General features: G+C 70.2%; 19 protein-coding genes and 1 tRNA gene. 12 read left to right on the forward strand and 8 right to left on the reverse strand.

Going from position 1 to position 18,205, the window contains the following annotated elements:
* Positions 1–1,237, reverse strand: a 1,237-nt coding sequence (locus CCN35_RS07275) for a hypothetical protein (RefSeq protein WP_086791904.1), incomplete at its 3' end; no start/stop codon positions are given.
* 178 nt (positions 1,238–1,415) lie between these two features.
* Here CCN35_RS07275 and CCN35_RS07280 point away from each other — a divergent pair.
* Together CCN35_RS07280 and CCN35_RS07285 are read left to right on the forward strand one after the other, a co-directional pair.
* Positions 1,416–2,684 carry an NAD(P)/FAD-dependent oxidoreductase gene (locus CCN35_RS07280; protein ID WP_086791906.1) on the forward strand — a complete coding sequence of 423 codons (1,269 nt, stop codon included), beginning with the start codon at positions 1,416–1,418 and terminating at the stop codon, positions 2,682–2,684.
* 302 nt (positions 2,685–2,986) lie between these two features.
* Positions 2,987–3,283 carry a GYD domain-containing protein gene (locus CCN35_RS07285; RefSeq protein ID WP_067391362.1) on the forward strand — a complete coding sequence of 99 codons (297 nt, stop codon included), beginning with the start codon at positions 2,987–2,989 and terminating at the stop codon, positions 3,281–3,283.
* A gap of 151 nt (positions 3,284–3,434) precedes the next feature.
* Here CCN35_RS07285 and CCN35_RS07290 read toward each other — a convergent pair whose 3' ends face one another.
* From CCN35_RS07290 to CCN35_RS07305, 4 genes are all read right to left on the reverse strand, one after another.
* The gene (locus tag CCN35_RS07290; RefSeq protein ID WP_067391359.1) at positions 3,435–4,580 is read right to left on the reverse strand and encodes an amidinotransferase; all 1,146 of its coding nucleotides are present in this window, start codon (positions 4,578–4,580) and stop codon (positions 3,435–3,437) included.
* Between the two features lie 469 nt (positions 4,581–5,049).
* Positions 5,050–6,159, reverse strand: a complete 1,110-nt coding sequence (locus CCN35_RS07295) for a TerC family protein (RefSeq protein WP_079129623.1) — start codon at positions 6,157–6,159, stop codon at positions 5,050–5,052.
* Between the two features lie 375 nt (positions 6,160–6,534).
* Positions 6,535–7,005, reverse strand: a complete 471-nt coding sequence (locus CCN35_RS07300; protein ID WP_236560573.1) for a GNAT family N-acetyltransferase — start codon at positions 7,003–7,005, stop codon at positions 6,535–6,537.
* A gap of 398 nt (positions 7,006–7,403) precedes the next feature.
* Positions 7,404–7,829, reverse strand: a complete 426-nt coding sequence (locus CCN35_RS07305; RefSeq protein WP_201450833.1) for a hypothetical protein — start codon at positions 7,827–7,829, stop codon at positions 7,404–7,406.
* A 445-nt stretch (positions 7,830–8,274) separates the two neighbouring features.
* Here CCN35_RS07305 and CCN35_RS07310 point away from each other — a divergent pair, with 445 nt between their 5' ends.
* From CCN35_RS07310 to CCN35_RS07320, 3 genes are all read left to right on the forward strand, one after another.
* A complete protein-coding gene (locus tag CCN35_RS07310) occupies positions 8,275–9,807 on the forward strand; it encodes an endonuclease/exonuclease/phosphatase family protein (protein WP_158100380.1) in 1,533 nt (510 codons plus the stop codon).
* A 541-nt stretch (positions 9,808–10,348) separates the two neighbouring features.
* A complete protein-coding gene (locus tag CCN35_RS07315; RefSeq protein ID WP_067391347.1) occupies positions 10,349–11,383 on the forward strand; it encodes a permease in 1,035 nt (344 codons plus the stop codon).
* On the forward strand, positions 11,380–12,135 hold the full coding sequence (locus tag CCN35_RS07320) for a TIGR03943 family putative permease subunit (protein WP_067391344.1): 756 nt from the start codon (positions 11,380–11,382) through the stop codon (positions 12,133–12,135). Before CCN35_RS07315 ends, CCN35_RS07320 begins: the two co-directional genes overlap by 4 nt.
* Positions 12,136–12,400: 265 nt before the next feature.
* Here the strand turns inward: CCN35_RS07320 and rpsN are convergent, their stop codons facing one another.
* Both rpsN and rpmB read right to left on the reverse strand, forming a co-directional pair.
* On the reverse strand, positions 12,401–12,706 hold the full coding sequence (gene rpsN / locus CCN35_RS07325) for a 30S ribosomal protein S14 (protein ID WP_067391340.1): 306 nt from the start codon (positions 12,704–12,706) through the stop codon (positions 12,401–12,403).
* Positions 12,706–12,942, reverse strand: a complete 237-nt coding sequence (gene rpmB, locus CCN35_RS07330) for a 50S ribosomal protein L28 (RefSeq protein WP_067391337.1) — start codon at positions 12,940–12,942, stop codon at positions 12,706–12,708. The genes rpsN and rpmB overlap by 1 nt, the downstream gene beginning before the upstream one ends.
* Positions 12,943–13,085: 143 nt before the next feature.
* Here rpmB and rpmG point away from each other — a divergent pair, with 143 nt between their 5' ends.
* From rpmG to CCN35_RS07355, 5 genes are all read left to right on the forward strand, one after another.
* Entirely contained in the window at positions 13,086–13,250 is a 165-nt protein-coding gene (gene rpmG, locus CCN35_RS07335; RefSeq protein WP_026252351.1) for a 50S ribosomal protein L33, read from the forward strand.
* Positions 13,251–13,255: 5 nt separating this feature from the next.
* Positions 13,256–13,513, forward strand: a complete 258-nt coding sequence (locus CCN35_RS07340) for a type B 50S ribosomal protein L31 (RefSeq protein WP_067391334.1) — start codon at positions 13,256–13,258, stop codon at positions 13,511–13,513.
* The gene (locus CCN35_RS07345) at positions 13,510–14,685 is read left to right on the forward strand and encodes a CobW family GTP-binding protein (RefSeq protein ID WP_086791910.1); all 1,176 of its coding nucleotides are present in this window, start codon (positions 13,510–13,512) and stop codon (positions 14,683–14,685) included. The genes CCN35_RS07340 and CCN35_RS07345 overlap by 4 nt, the downstream gene beginning before the upstream one ends.
* A gap of 192 nt (positions 14,686–14,877) precedes the next feature.
* Complete coding sequence (rpsR, locus tag CCN35_RS07350) at positions 14,878–15,120, forward strand: 30S ribosomal protein S18 (RefSeq protein WP_067391329.1); 243 nt, start codon at positions 14,878–14,880, stop codon at positions 15,118–15,120.
* A gap of 539 nt (positions 15,121–15,659) precedes the next feature.
* Positions 15,660–16,046 (forward strand): hypothetical protein, encoded by a 387-nt coding sequence (locus tag CCN35_RS07355; RefSeq protein WP_086791913.1) that lies wholly within the window; start codon positions 15,660–15,662, stop codon positions 16,044–16,046.
* Positions 16,047–16,170: 124 nt separating this feature from the next.
* Here the strand turns inward: CCN35_RS07355 and CCN35_RS07360 are convergent.
* Positions 16,171–16,242, reverse strand: a tRNA-Arg gene (locus tag CCN35_RS07360).
* Positions 16,243–16,366: 124 nt separating this feature from the next.
* Here CCN35_RS07360 and CCN35_RS07365 point away from each other — a divergent pair.
* Together CCN35_RS07365 and nrtL are read left to right on the forward strand one after the other, a co-directional pair.
* On the forward strand, positions 16,367–16,855 hold the full coding sequence (locus tag CCN35_RS07365; protein WP_079129608.1) for a response regulator: 489 nt from the start codon (positions 16,367–16,369) through the stop codon (positions 16,853–16,855).
* A 259-nt stretch (positions 16,856–17,114) separates the two neighbouring features.
* The gene (gene nrtL, locus CCN35_RS07370) at positions 17,115–18,185 is read left to right on the forward strand and encodes an ArgS-related anticodon-binding protein NrtL (protein WP_086791915.1); all 1,071 of its coding nucleotides are present in this window, start codon (positions 17,115–17,117) and stop codon (positions 18,183–18,185) included.
* Positions 18,186–18,205 lie beyond the last annotated feature (20 nt).

Below are 18,205 nucleotides of genomic sequence, written 5' to 3' on the forward strand. Positions count from 1 at the left end.
CCACCGCGGCGTACAGGCCGGGATCGTGCGACCGTATGTCGGCGAGCACCCGCCGGAGCCAGCCGAGGGTGCCCGCACCGGCGTCGGCCGGGATACCGGGCGTGGTCCGCTGCGAGCCCGGGGACCGCTCGGTGACCAGGGCGAACAGCAGCCCGTCGAGGTCGGCGAGCAGAGGCTGGTGCCAGCCGAACCGGCGTGCGACCGACTCCCACAGGTCCAGCTGCCGGCGTACGTCCTCGGCCGCACCGGCCCCGTCGATCCCGTCGGCCGCACCGGTCCCACCGGCCGCACCGGCCCCACGGACCGATCCGAGGGCCACCACCCGCCAGGGCCCGGCAGGCAGTGCGGCAGCCGCTCCCGGCCCCCGGACCGGGACCGTGCCCTCGCGCAGCGCCGTCCGCAGCTGTCCGGCCGACACCCGCCGTGCGATGTCGGCCTCGGCGCGCAGCCGCAGCAGATGCAGGGCCAGGACGGAGGCCACCTCGCCGAGCTCACGGACGCGTTCCGGGGGGACCGGCGACTTGACCACGGCCCAGATCGAGCCGAGCCACTCGCCCCCGGCCCGTATGGGAACGATCAGCCGGGGCAGGATGCCGCCGGGCCCGGCAGGGGTCCAGACGGGGTCGCTGGAGCGCGCGAGCCGGCGGAAGACGCCGCTGGCCCGGAAGTGCGTCAGGGTCTCCGGAGGAACGCGCCGGCCCACGATGGTGGAGACCCGCGCCGGATCGGTGGTGTCCTGCCGTGCGGAGTAGGCGAGGACACGGGACTGCGCGTCCTCGATCGTCACGGGGGCGTCGATGATCTCGGCCGCCTTGTCGGCCAGGGCGAACAGGTCGCTGTGCGGACCGGGTGTGCCGAGGATGCCGGTGTCGGGCGCGAAGGCCCGGTCGATGACGCCGCGCAGCAGCCAGACGACATGTGCCCACGAGGTGTGCGGCTGCAGCTCGACCAGCGCGGGGCCCTCCAGCCCCTGGACGGCACGGACCACCTGCGGGTCGTGCGCGACGTCTCCTTTGAGCACGACACCCGCGGCCGCCTCCCGGGCGGCCTGCTCCAGCAGGGCGAGGGCCGCCGTCCGGTCCGTCACGCCCACCCCGAGGACGAGTTCCCCCGGCTGGCTCCCGGTGTCGCCGGGTTCGGCCAGGGCGACGTCGTGCACCGCGCGGTCGCCGGCCGGAACGACCGTGCGGAGAAAACCGGTCCCCAGGGACTCCACCAGGTCGGTGACGGTGATCATGACCGGCGTCCTGCGCCGCGATACGGAGAGCTGCTCATGCCCACGCGTCCCATTGTGGCCCCGGGCATGGTGCTCCGCGCATCATCGGCCCCCGCTCTCTTGTCCTTCCGGCACAAAGACAACGGAGGCGACCGGCCTCACCATCGGAGGCATCACCGCCCTGAAGGAGAGGTTTCGCATGACCCGCCCTTCCTCACCCGCACACCCCGGCCCCAGCCGTGTCGCCGTCGTCGGCGCGGGCATGGTCGGACTGTCCACCGCCTGGTTCCTGCAGGAGCGGGACGTCGAGGTCACCGTGTACGACCGCGAGGGGGTTGCCGCGGGTTCGTCGTGGGGCAACGCCGGATGGCTGACCCCCGGCCTGGCGACGCCGCTGCCCGAGCCCGCCGTCCTCGCCTACGGGGTGCGGGCCGTGCTCAGCCCGTCCTCTCCCGTCTACGTCCCGCCGAGCGCGAACCCGAACCTGCTCAGGTTCCTGGCCGGGTTCACCCGCAACAGCACCGCGTCCCGGTGGCTGCGGGCGATGCGTGCGCTCGTCCCCATCAACAGCCTGGCGCTGCCGAGCTTCGACCTTTTGGCCCAGGGCGGTGTCGAGGCACGGACACTCGAGGCCAAGTCCTTCATCGCGGCCTACCGCACCGCCGAGGAGCGCCGGGTCCTGCTGGAGGAGCTCGAGCAGATCCACGCCGCCGGCCAGACCATGGAGTTCGACGTCCTCGACGGCGACGAGGCCAGGGGGATCGAGCCGTCCCTGTCGGACGAGGTCGGCGCGGCGCTCCGGCTGCACGGCCAGCGCTACATCGACCCGGGGCACTTCGTGCACGCCCTGGCCGACGCGGTCCGTGCCCGGGGCGGGGTGGTCCGGGAAGGCGTGGAGGTCGCCGGCGTACGGGAGGCGGGGACCGGTGTCGCCGTCCTCACCGGCGGCGGTGAGAGCGACCGCTTCGACGCGGTGGTCCTGGCCACCGGGGCCTGGCTCGGCCGCCACGCCAGGAAGTTCGGCGTGCGCTCCGTCGTCCAGGCCGGCCGCGGGTACAGCTTCAGCGTCCCCGTGGAGCACGTACCGTCCGGTCCGGTCTACTTCCCCGCGCAGCGCGTCGCCTGCACTCCTCTCGGCGGGCGTCTGCGCGTCGCCGGGATGATGGAGTTCCGCAGGCCGGAGGCACCCCTGGACGCCCGCAGGATCCGCGCCATCGCCGAGGCCGCACGCCCGCTGCTGCGCGGCGCCGACCTGGAGGCCCGCCAGGACGAGTGGGTGGGCTCCCGCCCGTGCACGCCCGACGGCCTGCCCCTGATCGGGGCCACACGCTCCCCCCGGGTCTTCGTCGCGGGCGGGCACGGCATGTGGGGCATCACCCTCGGCCCGGCCACCGGACGGCTTCTCGCCGAGACGATCGTCACCGGTGAGCGGCCCGCGCAGCTGGCGCCGTTCGACCCGCTGCGCTGACCGGGCCGGAGCTTCTTCCCCGGCCCGCCGCACCACCCGCACCGTCCGGGCCGGCCGGCGCCGATCGCCGGCCCGGACCGGAGCGGCCCGGAGCCGTGTCGGCGTTGTCGTGACGGCGTCGTGCCGGCGTCGTGTCGGCGCGCGGCCGGTCACCGAGCGGTGCCGGGCGCGTCTCACCGGTCCCCGCCGCGAGCACTCCCGTGGGCGCTCCCGTCACCCGTCCGGGTGCGGCACTCCGGGCGTGTTCCGACCGCTGCGTCCACAGTTGGTCTTGGATGTGTCCCCTCACGAAGGCGAAGGCCATGCCGACGTACGTCGCGCTGCTGAACTGGACCGACCAAGGGATCCGGAACTACAAGGACACCACGGAGCGTGCCGAGGCCTTTGCCGCGGCAGCACAGCGGCTCGGGGCGAACCTCCTGAACCTCTACTGGACCGTCGGCCCGTACGACCTCGTGGCCGTTGTCGAGGCGCCCGACGAGGAGACCGCCACCGCGGTGCTCCTGCAGCTCGGCGGGGTGGGCAACGTCCGTACCACGACCCTGCGGGCCTTCGGCCGGGAGGAGATGAACCGCATCGTCGCCAAGGCCGCCGGCTGAGGGCGTGCCGGGCCCCGACGGGCCTGTTCCCTCTTCTCGTTCTCGCGACCGCGGCGGGGCGGCGCGGGTCCCCCTCACCGGCGGCCCCGCTCGCGGCCGGCCGAAGGATCGATCAAAGGGGCGGTCGAAGGATCGGCCGGGACAGGACTCCTCAGTCGAAGTAGGACTCCAGCGTGCCGCGACGACGGACGTCGAGCGTCGCGCAGTGGAACGAGCCGCCGAACGGCGCGTAGTGCAGCAGGTCGCAGGGGATCGGCTCGAAGCCCCACTTCTCGAGCGCGCGCAAGGTGTCGGTGTGGTGCCGCTCCGCGATGACCCGCTTGCCGTCGATCACGAGGACATTCATGTTGAGCCACTTGCCGCACATGGAAGTGATCTTGAGCAGGCGGTCGTTGATGGGGTTGGGCTCGGGGGCGATCAGGATGTCCCACGACTTCAGGACGTCGGGCAGACGGTCGACGTCGATGTATTCGGGGTTGACCAGCACCTTGCCGGGACAGAGCGGAATGAACGTCGTGTCGATGTGCATGGGCGTGCGGCAGCGGCTCTCGATCTCGTGGATGCGATAGCCGGGACCGAGATGGCGGCGCAGCCACTCGATGCCCATCCGGTTGGTGACATTGCTTCGTGTGACGAACAAGTCGCGGCCCGCCCGTACGAAATCCGCCGCATCGAACACCGGCTCGAATTCGGTGAGGATGTAGCGCATGGGCTCGCCCGGTTCGGGGATACGGAAATCATCCTCGAACAGTTCGTCGGTGAGCTGAGGTTTCGGTGCCGACGTCCAGCGCGCCCCGCGACGGAAGTAATCCTTGAGAACCGTGCGATAGGAGTGAGTCTCGAAGTACCGGCACGGCCATGCCATCGGTGTCTCGATGATCTCGTCACCGATCACCAGCATGCTGTCCCGCGGACAGGTGTTGCAGAAACCGCGCGACGACCAGTCGGGGGTTTTGAAGCGCTTCCTGTGGTCCACCGCGTCCGGGCGCCTGACCGTGACCCCGAGGGCCTGCAGAAGGGTGACGAACTGATCGAGCTCCTGCTGCGCCTGCTCGACCAGCAGGCGCGGATACCTGAAGCCGGCCGCAAGCCCCTGCAGCCGCGCCGCCCACGGGGGAATGTTGCAGGCCACGACCGGATGGTCGGAGGGAACCGTCGCACCGTCGAGACGCCCGACGATGATCTCCTCCAGCGGATCCCACTCGTTGTGGGAATTGACCGGTGAAACAAGAGGTTCCGCAGCGTCGGCAGCCGTGACCGATGGCGCCGGAATTTCTGGTTCCTGTACTACCGCCATCACACCCGCTTTCGGTCCGTGGAAGTCAACGACTCACCATATCTGATGCGGAGTCAGGCAGGAAGGCACGAAGAAGCGGCGCGTGGTGGCGAGGTCGGCACCCTTTACCCGTCCGGGGCCCGGTCCACGCGATGCCGGGCCGGTGTCGGTTCAGTGTTTCCGGGAGTCGGTGTGCTCCGAGTGCTCCGGCTCCTTCAGATATTCGGAGCAGTCGGGGTTGTGACAGGGACCGGGATCCCACACGGGTACGAAGATCCCGAAAGTCTTGTGCCGTTTCTTGGCGACCGTGTCCACGGGGTGTTTGCAGACCGGGCACACAAGCCTCCCCTGCGGGCCGGTCTCATGCGCGGTTTTGCTCATTCTTCGACGATAGGCCGTTGGTGCGAAAAAGGGGACAGCATGTTTGCGCGGCCGCCGTCGCGGTCCCAAGCGGTGCGGTCGCCCTGCGGTGGGTCGTCCCGTGGTGCGATCACCCGGTGGTGCGGTCGTCGCACTCGCCGGGAGGATCGTCCCCCTGGTCCGCCTCCGTGTGCGTGTCGCCGGCGGACCCCGGATTCCCGGCCATCGCACCCGGACGCGGTGCCTCCCCCTGGGCGGTGCGGGGCGGCTCCTCCTGGGCGGTGCGAGGCGGCGAGGACGGGGTAGACGGGGCGGGCTGCCGCAGGCTGAGAACGACGGATGCCGCCAGGACGACGACGATGACCGCGAGGCTGACCGGTGAGGGGATCTCCGGGATGCTGGGGCTGATCATCTCGTGGGACGCCTGAAGGATGAGCTTGACGCCGATGAAGGCGAGGATGACCGAAAGACCCTTGTCCAGGCGGTGGAAGCGGTCCAGCAGACCGGCGAGCAGGAAGTACAGGGCGCGCAGGCCCAGGATGGCGAACGCGTTGCTGGTGTAGACGACGAAGGCGTCGTCGCTGACGGCGAGGACGGCGGGGACGCTGTCGACGGCGAAGGCCAGGTCGGCGGTCTCGATCGCGGCCACCACCGCGAGAAGCGGGGTGGCCACATGCTTGCCGGCCTCCTTGACGAAGAACTTCGCCCCGGCGTACTCGTCCCGCACCGGGACGATCCTGCGGAGCAGCCGCAGCGCGACGCTCCTGCCGGGGTCGAAGGGCTCCTCCTCGCCCTTGAGGAGCTTGTGGGCGCTGTAGAAGAGGACGGCGGCGAAGGCGAACAGCACCGCGGTGAAGCGGTTGACGACGGCGACACCGAGGGAGAGGAAGATCCCGCGGAAGACCAGGGCGCCGAACACGCCGAAGAACAGGACCCGGTGCTGGTAGGCACGGGGCACTCTGAAGTAGGCGAAGATCACGGCGAAGACGAAGAGGTTGTCCACCGACAGGCTCTTCTCCAGCAGCCACGCGGTGATGTACTCGGTGCCGGCCGTCGTGCCGAGCACGAGGAAGACGACGCAGCCGAAGACCAGGGCGAGCCCCACCCACACGCCGCTCCAGGCACCGGCCTCCTTGAAACCGATGACATGCACTCTGCGGTGGGCCAGAAGATCGACGGTCAGCGCCACCGCCACCGTCACGGCAAACGCTCCCCACAACCAGAGCGGGACCTGGAGCACGCCGGTCACCCTCTCCGGGCCCGCGCCGACCGGCGGACCCTCACGCACGAGTCTTGGGCACTCCGCCGCACCGGGCAAATAGGACGTCCGGCCCCTGGGACACCGCACGCACCGCGGGCGAGGCCGCCGGACGCGGCCCGCTCCCAGAGGACGAAGGCGTCAGATCCTGCCGACAGCAGTCCATGTTCCGCAGAGGGCGATCAGCCCTTCCGGATCCGAGAGGGGGAAGCCTTCCGGACCGAGGGGACGAGCACGACGCCGGACCCGGAAACGGCGAGGAGGACGACGACACGGCGGACGACCGGCTCCGCGACCGGCCCGGCCCGACTGCTCACCGACAGTTCACCGAAGTTCACCGACGGCTCCGGTACGAGTTCACCGCGCGGGGAGGGCGAGGCGCAGGACGATCTCGCCGTCGTCGATCTCCCCGGTGGGCTCGAACCCGAGCTTCTGGTAGAAGGGCCACGGTTCGCCGTCGCCGGGGCTGTAGCTGGTCAGCAGCTCGGTGGCGCCGTCCGCGCGCACCAGCTCGATGACCTGCGCGAGCGCCTCCCGGCCGATCCCTCGCTTCTGGTACCGCTTGTCGATGAGGAGACGCCAGAGGAAGTGCCGCCCCTTGAAAGGGCCGGTCGGCGGTTTCCACGACAGCATCACGAAGCCGACCGGCTCGTCGCCGCGGTACACGGCGCGATACCAGGGGTTGGCCTCCGGTGTCTTCGCCGCCTCCTTGAGCGACTTGGACACGGACGCCACGAACTGCTTCTGGTCCTGTCGGACGCGGAGGGCACGAACGGCATCCCGGTTGTCGTCGGTGATCTCCCGCAGGTGCACTCCTGGAGACCTCATGCCACACCTCTTCCTGCATCCGGCGGCTGTGCCGTCCGGGCCGACGCGAGGACCGCCCTCGGGCGGCATTCCCTTGCCGCGCGTACGCACGGCCAAGGACGCCGGCTCGGGCGCCCGCGCAGCGTATGCGACACAGACGATCCACAGCGGCACCGGCACGCCGGTTCCCGGCACGGTTCCAACGAGGTGGTGCGTGAGGGCGGGCGGGGTGTCCGCGTCGGTGGGGGCACGCTCTGTCTCGGCGCCCATGGCCAATGAGGCGCGGTTCTCGTGCACCGGTTGTTCACGAGGCCCCTCGGCACCGTCTCCGAGCTGCCTGGACGAGGCACCGGTCCGGCTGTGCTGCGCGCACGCGGGGGATCGTGCGCACCCGGACCGCGACCAGGGCGCCTTCGGCCTCAGGCGACCGCGGGACCAGCTCCGTGGCGTGCCTGGATCCGCTTCACCTGCTCGATCCAGAACTCGAACTTCTCGCGCGCGGATGCGCTCATGGACAGGAGGCCGAGCTCCTTGGCCAACTGATAGAAGCCGGTGCCGGCGTCGTTGGAGTCCAAGTAGACCACCAGTGCCGAGAGCATCACAGGGGGATCCGAGGGAGCGATCTCCTGGTCTCGTTCCACGATCAGCCCGAGCAGATGCCCCATCGCGGCTCGCTCGTCGGCACGCTGGAAGTCGAAGGGCCGGCAGCCGGTGCGCCTGACCAGCGTTGCGTTGAGCTCTGTGTACGAGGTGAGCTTGCCCAGCCGTGCTCGCTCGATGAGGAAGTTGCGTCCGGCCTCTGCCAGCTCGTCCCATTCGCTGTTCGCGCGCCCGTACACGGACATTCCGCCCCCTTGCGCTGCATCACTCCGTGAGCGAGAACGTACAGTGCCGACGCGGCCGTCCACAGTCGCTCAATAGGTGGATCATCGCGGTTCTGAGGCGGGGAGAGGAATACCCCCGCATCCCTGACGCGCCATCACTCTTGGGTGGAAACCCGCGTGATGGTGAGGTCCTGGCCCATCTTCACTGGCAGTTGCGGTGGCGCGTCTGTCGCTGCCGGTCGTCGCCGGCCCGCGCAAACCCGGCTTCGCGGCCGGAGAGCTCGAAGGGCCCCGATCACGGCCATCCGCCGGCAGAAGCCGAAGAAGCTGAAAGCGCCGGAGAAACCGATCCCCCGGGGCTGCCCAGCTCTTGCGGTGAAACCGGCATTTCAGGTGAAGGTGGCAGGATTTTCCCGCATGTCGGGGGAAAACTGATCCGTCCGGCCGGAGAAGGATGCCGCCCGATGTGTACAATCCGCTGATCATTCGAAGTTCTCAATCCGTTCATGCATGGAGTGCGGAAATCTTGAGACGAACACTGGGGCTGGGGGCTCTTTTCAATCTCCTGCTGACGCTCATCACGCTTTCGGGCGCACCGTCGGCGCTGGCGGGCGACATCCTGACCGAGAAATCGGCTGGAAGGAAGTACAAGATCGAATCGAAGGCGGCGAGTGCCGAGGCTGGAAAGCCGATATGTGTCAGCGCCGAGATCCATGACTCCGGAAACCAGTACGGAAAACTGCGGGCCCGGACCGACTGCAACGACATCGGGTCATGGGAAACCTTTGCGCTGCACACCAATGACAAGGGGGAGACGGCCACTCTCCGGTCCGAAGCCAACGGCCTCTACGTCTCCGCCGAGTTCCATGACTCCGGTTCCCACTTCGGAATGCTCCGGGCGCGAAAGGGCGACGGCATCGGGAACTGGGAAAAATTCGAAATAGTGCCCCAGGGGGGCGGCTGGTTCGCGCTGCGCTACACCTTCTCGGAGGGCGGTACGACCACCAAGTACTACGTTTCTGCCGAGATCAACAGCACTGGGAGCGACGAGGGGCTGCTGCGGGCCCGTAAGACCGGAACACCGGGCTCATGGGAACTGTTCAAACTTCACCGGATAGATTCCGAAGGAGTCCCGCCCGCTGCCTCGTCGACGCCCTCCAGGAACATCCGCGCCCTGTCGTGGAATGTGTGCAGCAACAACGGATCCTGCCCGATGTACGGCAAGACCACCGAAGAGTTCGTGGACGAGGTCGTGACTCAGGCGGAGAAGGCCCGAGCCGACATCATCTTTTTGCAGGAATTCTGCGAGAAGCTTGCCAAGCCGTTGGAACAGGGGCTCGAGAAGAAGTTCGACAACGGTGCGGACACCTGGGATGTGAGATTCGCTCCGATTCAGCATGAGATCGACGGTACGGGAGCAGAAGATGGTGGCAATGGGCTGTACGCCCAGAAGGCCTGCGCAAAGAACCGCGGGGCTTATGGAGTCGCCATCGCCGTCCCCGCGGAGAACACCTGGTACAGGGCCATCGAGCTGGAGTCCCCCAGGCGTAAGGATGAGAATGAAAGCCGCAAGGAGCGGCGGACGGCGCTGTGCGCCGCGATACAGTCGTGGGCGGTCATGGGCTGCACCGCGCATTTCAGCACTGGTGGTCCCGGCTATGAGGACCGGGACCGGAAGTTTCAGGCCCAGCAGGCCCAGTTCCTGGTGAACAAGGGTGTGGAGTACGGCAACAAGGGCTATCGGTCCCTCTTCGGCGGCGATCTGAACGCCACCCCCACCCACACCCCGACGGGCAGCGAGGTCCCCGTGCTCCAGCCTCTGTACGACAACTACACCGAGTGCGACCAGCCCCGTAACCGGGCCACCAAGGGATCGCTGAAGCTGGACTACATCTTCGCGCCGACCAGTGCCACCTGGAGCGGCTGCACGATCGGGACGGACACCAGCACGTCCGACCACTGGCCCATCCGGGGCACGGTCACCCTCCCGGCCAGGTAGCCCGTCGACCCGCACACGTTCTCCGACCGGACAGGGGGGAGGGAAGCAGCCCTCCCTCTTCCCGTCATGGTCATGCGGCGACTGAGCTCCGGTGCGGTGGCGAGGAGTTGAGGCAGGCCCTTTTCCCGGGGTTTCCCAGGTTCCCAGGAGGAGGTGAAGGGGACCGGCGCGCCCGCTTTGCCACCGCACCCAGCGGTTCTGCCGGCCGCGTCTGAACTCCGCCACGGTCCCGCGAAATCGCTGTACACGGCCATGTGCTCGGCCCGGAGCTGCTGCCGAGGGGAGAAGAGCTGGTCGTGGACGGCCGCCCGGTGCTGGAACAGATGCGTCATGGCAACGCCGATCAGGGTCCCCAGGACCGCGATCAGAGCTGGGAGAACACCGGCCATGAGGAGGGGGGACAGCACAGGAGCGTCCGTGTGCCTGCGGGCTGCGGTTCCGTTTGGCGCGACGGCCGGTGCCGGTGTCTCCGGGACGTGCTCGCAGGTGTGTTCGCCTGCTCCCGTTATGTTGATCGGAACATCCGACAGGCGGAGCTGGCATGCAGAGAACAGACCAACGGGCCGAGGAGACCGAGGTCGCCGACGCGGGTGGAGCGGCGGACGGCGAGGGCGCTCCCGGCTGGCCCCGGTTCTGGCCGCTCCTGTTGCTGGGGGCGGCCGTCGTTCCCGGCACGGTGCTCTACTTCGGGGGCCGGTGGATGGAGACACCGGCGATGCAGGCGTGGCGGACCGTCTGTCTTGCCGTGACCGTGCAGGCGCTGCCCTTTCTTCTGCTGGGCACGGCCCTTTCCGCTGCCATCAACGCGTTCGTGCCGGCCCGGGTGTTCAACCGGGTGCTGCCGCGCCGGCCGGTGCTCGCCGTGCCGGTGGCCGGTGCGGCGGGAGTCGTGCTGCCGGGCTGCGAGTGTGCGTCGGTGCCGGTGGCGAAACGTCTGATCGGGCGGGGCGTCGCGCCCGCGGCCGCGTTCACGTTCCTGCTGTCGGCGCCCGCGATCAACCCGGTGGTGCTCACGGCCACCGCGGTGGCCTTCCCGGGGAACCCGGCCATGGTCGTCGCCCGGCTGCTGGCCTCGCTGGGCACGGCGTGGGTGATGGGCTGGCTGTGGCTGTGGCGGGGACGGACCGAGTGGCTGCGGCCGGCCGCACGGTACCGGGGACACCAGGAGGGCGGCAGCCGGTGGCGGGAGTTCCTGGCCGGCTTCCAGCACGACTTCCTGCACGCGGGCGGTTTCCTGGTGGTGGGCGCGATGGCGACGGCCACCTTCAATGTGATGGTGCCCCCTTCCGTGGTGGACGCGTTCGCCGGATCGCCCTGGCTGTCGGTGCTGTTCCTGGCCGGGCTGGCGATCGTGCTGGCGGTGTGTTCGGAGGCGGACGCGTTCGTGGCGGCCTCGCTGAGCGGGTTCTCGCCGGTCGCGCGGCTGGTGTTCATGGTCGTCGGTCCGATGGTCGACCTGAAGCTGATCGCCCTGCAGGCGGGTACCTTCGGCCGGGCCTTCGCGATCCGGTTCTCCGCCGCCACGGTGGTCGTGGCGGTCCTGGCCGGCGTGCTGATCGGAGGAGCACTGCTGTGAGACGCCCGCTCCAGATGGTCCTGCTCGTCCTCAGCGGCGTCGGCCTGCTGCGCGTGTCCCTGTTCACCGATCTGTACCTGCGGTACGTCAAGGAGGGGATGCGCCCGCTGCTGATCGCCTCCGGAGTCCTGCTGATCCTGCTCGGCGCGGCGGACGCGGTGGCGTACGCGTGCCGGCGCGAGGACGGCGGACACGCGGGCCACGGCGACGACGGTCACGGACACCACCACTCCGGCGCACCTCGTGCCGCGTGGCTGCTGTTCCTCCCGGCGCTGAGCCTGCTGTTCTACGCTCCGCCCGCCCTCGGCGCGTACACCGCCTCCCGCCAGCCGTCCAAGACCGTCACGTACGAGGACGAGAACGACTTCGACCCGCTGCCCGCGACCTCGCCGCTTCCGATGACGCTTTCGGACTTCACCCGCCGTGTGCAGCAGGACCGCACACAGGCCATCAAGGGGCGCACGGTCCGGTTGACCGGTTTCGTCACGTCCGCCGGGCAGGACGACAGCTGGTTCCTGACCCGGATCATGATCTCCTGCTGTGCGGCGGACGCCCAGTCCGTGAAGGTACGGATCCACGGCACCCCGGCCCCGCCGGCCAACACCTGGGTGGCCGTCACCGGCACCTGGCACCCCGACGGGACGCTGGGCACGCGCTCCGCATCCGCCGCGCTCGACGCCCGGTCCGTGGAGAAGATCGACAAGCCGGTGAACGCCTACACCGACGCCCTGCCGCTCACCCCCACGGGATGACCCATGAGATGGCCTCATGAGACGACCCCACGGGGTGGGCCCGCAGGGTGATCCCATGGGAAGAACCGGCGCCCGGTGCCCCTCCCTCCGCTCGGCCGGGAGGAAGGGGCACCGGGCGCCTTTCGGGGCGGGGACGGGGCTTTCAGGGAGATGGAGATCCTTCGCCACGAGTACGGAAAGGGCGGCCCCGTATGCGCGTGCCTCGGCGGGAAGGAGCCGCCGCGGTCGGGGTGCGGCCATGAAGGGTGAGCGGACCGGGCGCGGGTCACCAGCTGCTCTTGGTCACCCCGGGAAGTTCGCCCGCGTGGGCCATCTCGCGCACGCGGATCCGGGACAGACCGAAGGCGCGCAGATGGCCGCGGGGGCGGCCGTCCACGGAGTCGCGGTTGCGCAGGCGGGTGGCACTGGCGTCGCGGGGCTGCCGGCGCAGTTCCCGCTGGGCGGCGGCGCGTTCGTCGTCGGACGCCCAGGGGGACGAGATGATCCTCTTCAGCTCGGCGCGGCGCGCGGCATGGCGGGCCACGATGCGACGGCGCTGCTCGTTCCTCACGATCTTGCTCTTCTTCGCCATCAGACCTTCCCTCCCCGGGCGCGGATGCGGGCCACCGCGGCCTCGATGCCGATCGCGTCGACCGTCCTGATGCCCTTGGCGGAGAGGGTGAGCCGGACATGGCGCCCTTCGCTCGGCAGCCAGTAGCGCTTGCGCTGGACGTTTGGATCGAAGCGGCGCTTGCCGCGCCGGTGGGAGTGGGAGATGCGGTGGCCGAAGCCGGGCTGTCGGCCGGTGAGCTGGCAGTGGGCGGACATGGTTCTCCCTATGTGGGCTGTGTGTGCGGGCCGTGCGCCCGCGTGCGTTCGTGCGGGGGGCGGCGGCGGTTGTGGCGCGGTGTACGGCAGCCACAGTAGCACCTTGATGAAAATGAAAACCAATTCAATGTATGGTGTCGTCCATGGCCCGTAACGAACTGCGTCCGATCATCAAGCTGAGGTCCACCGCCGGCACCGGCTACACCTACGTGACCCGCAAGAACCGCCGTAACGACCCCGACCGGCTGACACTGCGCAAGTACGACCCGGTCGTGGGCCGTCACGTCGACTTCCGTGAGGAGCGCTGAGAGCCGTGAAGCCCGGAATCCACCCCGCCTACCGCCCGGTCGTCTTCCGCGACCGGGCCGCCGGCTTCGCCTTCCTGACCCGGTCGACGGCCACCAGCGACAAGACCGTCGAGTGGGAGGACGGCAACACCTACCCGGTCATCGACGTCGAGATCTCCTCGGCGAGCCACCCCTTCTACACCGGCACCCAGCGGGTCCTGGACACCGCGGGCCGGGTCGAGCGCTTCGAGCGGCGTTACGGACGCGGACGGAGCGAACGATGAGCGCGGACCGGGCACGGTTGCCGGTCGCGATCGTCGCCGGGCTGCACGCGGACGCCCGCCGGACCGCCGTCGAGCAGATCCTGCGCACGGTCCCCGGCTCGGTCGCGCTGCACCACGACCTGACGTGCGCCGCCGACCGCACGGTGCACCGCACCGTACGCGACGCCGGCGGTTTGCTGAGCAGCGGCGACGCACCCCTGGTGAACGACTGCGCGTGCTGCGCACTGCGGGAGGACCTCGTCCCCGAGCTGCTGCGGCTCGCCCAGGAGGGCGGATGCCGGCTGGCCGTCGTGGAACTGTGGGACTCCGTCGAACCCCAGGGCATGGCCCCGGTCGTCGCCGGTGCGGGCGCGCCGCTGGCGCTGACCGGAGTCGCCACCGTTGTCGACCCGGCGCTCGTCCTGCCCTGTCTGGCCAACGGCGACGACCTGGCCGACACCGGCCTCGCCGCCGCCCCGACCGACCAGCGCACCGTCGCCGACACCTTCGCCCGGCAACTGGAGTACCCCACGCTGATCGCCCTGGCCGAGGGCGGTGCCTGCGGGGAGGGTGCCGGGGCCGCCGACGAGGCCGACCACGCGCTGCTCGCCCAGCTCACACCGGGCGCGCGCAAGGTGCGCGTGGAGGACGGCGGCCTGGGGACCGCGCTGCTGGCGGGCTTCGGCACGGCAGCGGCGGCGGCCCGTGTGCACCCCGCGTGCGCACTGCTGCCGCAGGAGTGCGACGAGCACGGGGTGAGCACCTTCGTCTGGCGCAGTGAGCGGCCCTTCCACCCGCAGCGCCTCCACGCGGCGCTGGAGGACCTCGCCTGCGCCGCCGTCCGCAGCCGTGGACGGTTCTGGCTGGCCGACCGCCCCGACACCCTGCTGTCCTGGGACGCCGCGGGCGGTGCGCTGTGCGTGGAGGCGGCCGGCCCCTGGCTGGCGGCCCTGCCCGATGCCGCCTGGGAGATGGTGCCCGCCGAACGCCGCCTCGCCGCCTCCCTGGACTGGCACCCCGAACACGGTGACCGCTGCCAGCACCTCGCCTTCACCTCGCCCGGCCTGGACCGCGACGGCCTGCGGGCCCTGCTCGACTCGTGCCTGCTCACCGACGACGAGTACGCGGCGGGCAGGGACCGCTGGCAGCAACTTCCCCACGCCTTCGACGACTTGCTCGACCCGGTGACCTGAACCGCGGCGTGCCCCGGTGGCGAGGCGGCCTGAAAAGACCGTCTCGAAAAGGGGGTTCACTCGTCAAAGGCCGGGGTTCACCTGCCCTGCCCGGCGCTTGCCGTACCGCCTGCACGGACCACCGCGTCCCTTTCCCGCCTTCTTCTTGCTTTTTCTGAGCATCCCCTTCTCGAAGAGAGGACCGATCCCGCCATGCCCCGACCCCCCAGTACCGGGCGGCAGACCGCCAAGCGCCGGCGCGTCAACCCGCTGGACGCCGCCGGCATCACGTACATCGACTACAAGAACACCGACCTGCTGCGGAAGTTCATCTCCGACCGCGGGAAGATCCGCAGCCGCCGGGTGACCCAGGTGACGCGCCGGCAGCAGCGGCAGATGGCGCGGGCCATCAAGAACGCACGCGAGATGGCCCTCCTGCCCTACAGCTCCCGATAGCCGCACGGGCGACCGGACCCCGGGCTCCCGGGCCCTGCACCGCCGGTCGCCTCGATGCGAGCGGCTCGAAGCGAGCCGTGCCGCGCTTTGCGCGGACGCGACCGCCTGCCGCCCTTGCCGGCGAACGCCACGCGCATGACCAACCTCCTCGGCCGGAAACGGACGTCATGGGCATGGGATGGTGATGGGGCGGCAGGCGGTCACGTCGCATTCCGTCACATGACGGTGCCGGGACGCGAGGTGCCTCACCTGGTCGGGCCGAACGGGGCCGCCACTCGGCGCGGCCACCCGACCCCGGCACCACTGTGGGCCCCTGTGCCTTCCGGCCCGGGGCATCAGGGGCCTCGCGCGCCGCGGCGACACCGTGCAGGAACGAGGCGCGCGAGTCGCGCATTTCACGTTGTCGCCGGGCATCCGGTCCTTGCGCACAGCTGGGCCTGCGGCCGGAGTCTGCCCTGCAGCAGATGAGTAGGAGCACCGGCGCCGGATGAGTACCGGGACCAATGCGCCGGGCCGGTCGACGCGGCTTCACTGGGCCCATGACCACAGCGCAGACCTCGCACCCCGCGTACCGACCCGTCCGTCTGCCCGGTCCCGATCGGGACCGCTTCGCATGGATCGCGCCCACGATCGCGACGGTGCTGCTGCTCGTCCTTGCCCCGCTCGCGCTGCTGTTCGGCGGACTGTCCGTGATGGCGACCGACAGCTGCGGCCCCGACAACTGCTCGCAGGAGCTGGAGACCTCGCTCCTGATGATCTGGGGGACGCTGCACTTCGGCGGCTTCGTCACCCATGCCGCGGTGATCACGTCGTGGGCGCTGCCGTGGAAGCGCCGCTACTCGACGCCGCGGGCCTGGATGGCCATGCTCTCTCTGCTGCCGCCACTGCTGGTCCTCCTGCTGGTGTTCAACCTCCCGGAGGGATGACCTCCCGCAGGACCGGGGCCCTGGCCCACCCGGCTGCTTCCAGCGGCATCCGCCTGCACACGCAACAAGACCCCGCACTCAGCGTTCTCGCTGGTCACGGGGTCTTCAGGCACGTCGCACGGAGTGCCCCCGGCAGGATTCGAACCTGCGCACACGGCTCCGGAGGCCGTTGCTCTATCCCCTGAGCTACGGGGGCGGGTCGGGCGCTCTGTGCGCGGCGACGAGTAGAACACTACCAGCTCCGCGGGGGTGGTCATGAACGTTTTCCGGGGGGAGCTGTTGTCCACCGGGGGCCGGGGCGTCCCTCGGACGGGGTGGAAGTGGGGAAAACCCGGACGCGGTGGCCGGTCCGCACCTACTCTCGAGTTGTGCCAGCCGCTCCGGGCCGGGTGCTTGTTGTGGACGACAACAAGGTCATCCGGCAGTTGATCAGGGTCAATCTCGAGCTTGAGGGGCTCGAGGTCGTGACCGCGGCCGACGGTGCCGAGTGTCTGGAAGTCGTGCATCAGGTGCGGCCGGATGTCGTCACCCTCGATGTCGTCATGCCGCGGCTGAACGGGCTGCGGACCGCCGCCCGGCTCCGGGCCGATCCGCTCACCCGCGATCTTCCTCTGGCGATCGTCAGCGCCTGTTCGCCGTGCGAGGTCGAGGCCGGTCTCGACGCCGGTGTCGACGCCTTTCTGCCCAAGCCGTTCGAGCCGGCGGAACTGGTGCGGCTGGTGCGCCGGCTCCTCGAGCACGGAGCCCGGAGGATCGGGCGGACCGGGGAAGCCGGGTCGGCCGAGCAGGCCGGGTGGAAGAGCGGGTGACCTCGTGGCCGGGGCGGCACCTTCGATCTGGGCGGTGGTGGCATCCGCGCGATCTGGGGCGGTGGTGGCATCCGCGTCTCCGCCGCGCTGACTTCCGCGTTCCTGTCACGGTGGCTTTCGCGTCCCTGTCGCGCTGACTTCCGTGTTCGTGGCGCGGTGACTTCCGCGTTCATGCTGTGGTGACCTTCGCGTCCATATGGCGATACCCCGCTCGAACGGGTTCGCCTTCCCACCCCCCTCCTCCCCTACGCTTGTTTCCGTGACCCCCGTGGAGCTCTCCCGTACCGTGCTGCGCGCGGTGCGTCGTGCTGTCGACACGGGAGAACTGAAGGTGAGCGTGCCGGAGCGGGCCATGGTCACACGGCCCCGGCCCGGCGGGTGCGGCGACTACGCCACCAACATCGCCCTCCAGCTCGCGCGGCCGGCCGGGCAGCCCGCCCCCCGGGTCGCCCAGGTGCTCAAGACCCACCTCCTCGGCTTCGACGGCATCGACGACGTCTTCGTCACCGGGCCCGGGTTCCTCAACATCAGCCTCCGGGACGACGACGCCGAGGCCGCCCTCGTCCGGCTCGTCGACGACATCCTGAGCGCCGGGAGCGAGTACGGGCACGTCCCCCCAAGGTCCGGGGCCGTCGTCCGGATCCGGTGTCCCCGCGAGGTGCGTGCCCTTGTCGTCGCCGATGCCGTGGCCCGGCTTCTGCGCTCCCAGGGCAGCAGCGTCCATGTCGGCTGCGAGGAACCCCTGCCGGACGAGTGGGAGCGCGTCCTCGAGGTCCTCGGCGTCCGGGATGTCCGGGGCGGCGCCCCCGGCGACGGTGACGCGTCCTTCGGCGTCACCGTCCGTCCCGTTCCGGCCCCCGCCGATCCTCTTCCTCTCGGCCGTGACGCCGCCCGCTGGGCGCTGCTCCTTCCCGCCGTCCACGACCGTCCCCGGATCACCGGCGACCATCTCGTCCAGCGCGAGAGCAACCCCCTCTTCCGCGTCCGCTACGCCCACGCCCGCACCCGGGCGCTCCGCCGCAACGCCGCCGATCTGGGGTTCTGTGCCCAGCCGGGCCCCGTGGAGGCCCCCCGCGAGCTGGTCGCCCTGCTCGAGGACCACCCCCGTGTCCTCGAGCGCGCCGCCACGCGCCGTGCTCCCGACTGTCTCGCCCGGCATCTCGTCGGCGTCGCCGATGCCGTGCTGCCCTTCCTGCCCTCCGTGCTTCCGCGCGGGGAGGAGAAACCCTCGGCCGCCCACCGTGCCCGGCTCGCTCTTGCCGAAGCCGCCGGGGCGGTGCTGGCCGGCGGCCTGTCCCTGCTCGGCATCGACGCACCCGACCACCTCTGAGAGCCCCAGAGATCCCGAGA

The organism is Streptomyces thermovulgaris, from assembly GCF_002155915.1.
GTDB lineage: Bacteria > Actinomycetota > Actinomycetes > Streptomycetales > Streptomycetaceae > Streptomyces > Streptomyces thermovulgaris.

Excerpts from the sequence above, each read along its gene's own strand:
- CCN35_RS07280 (WP_086791906.1), top strand. The coding sequence starts at position 1,416 with ATGACCCGCCCTTCCTCACCCGCACACCCCGGCCCCAGCCGTGTCGCC.
- CCN35_RS07285 (WP_067391362.1), top strand. The coding sequence starts at position 2,987 with ATGCCGACGTACGTCGCGCTGCTGAACTGGACCGACCAAGGGATCCGG.
- CCN35_RS07290 (WP_067391359.1), bottom strand. The coding sequence starts at position 4,580 with ATGGCGGTAGTACAGGAACCAGAAATTCCGGCGCCATCGGTCACGGCT.
- CCN35_RS07300 (WP_236560573.1), bottom strand. The coding sequence starts at position 7,005 with ATGAGGTCTCCAGGAGTGCACCTGCGGGAGATCACCGACGACAACCGG.
- CCN35_RS07305 (WP_201450833.1), bottom strand. The coding sequence starts at position 7,829 with ATGTCCGTGTACGGGCGCGCGAACAGCGAATGGGACGAGCTGGCAGAG.
- CCN35_RS07315 (WP_067391347.1), top strand. The coding sequence starts at position 10,349 with ATGCAGAGAACAGACCAACGGGCCGAGGAGACCGAGGTCGCCGACGCG.
- rpsN (WP_067391340.1), bottom strand. The coding sequence starts at position 12,706 with ATGGCGAAGAAGAGCAAGATCGTGAGGAACGAGCAGCGCCGTCGCATC.
- rpmB (WP_067391337.1), bottom strand. The coding sequence starts at position 12,942 with ATGTCCGCCCACTGCCAGCTCACCGGCCGACAGCCCGGCTTCGGCCAC.
- rpmG (WP_026252351.1), top strand. The coding sequence starts at position 13,086 with ATGGCCCGTAACGAACTGCGTCCGATCATCAAGCTGAGGTCCACCGCC.
- CCN35_RS07345 (WP_086791910.1), top strand. The coding sequence starts at position 13,510 with ATGAGCGCGGACCGGGCACGGTTGCCGGTCGCGATCGTCGCCGGGCTG.
- rpsR (WP_067391329.1), top strand. The coding sequence starts at position 14,878 with ATGCCCCGACCCCCCAGTACCGGGCGGCAGACCGCCAAGCGCCGGCGC.
- CCN35_RS07355 (WP_086791913.1), top strand. The coding sequence starts at position 15,660 with ATGACCACAGCGCAGACCTCGCACCCCGCGTACCGACCCGTCCGTCTG.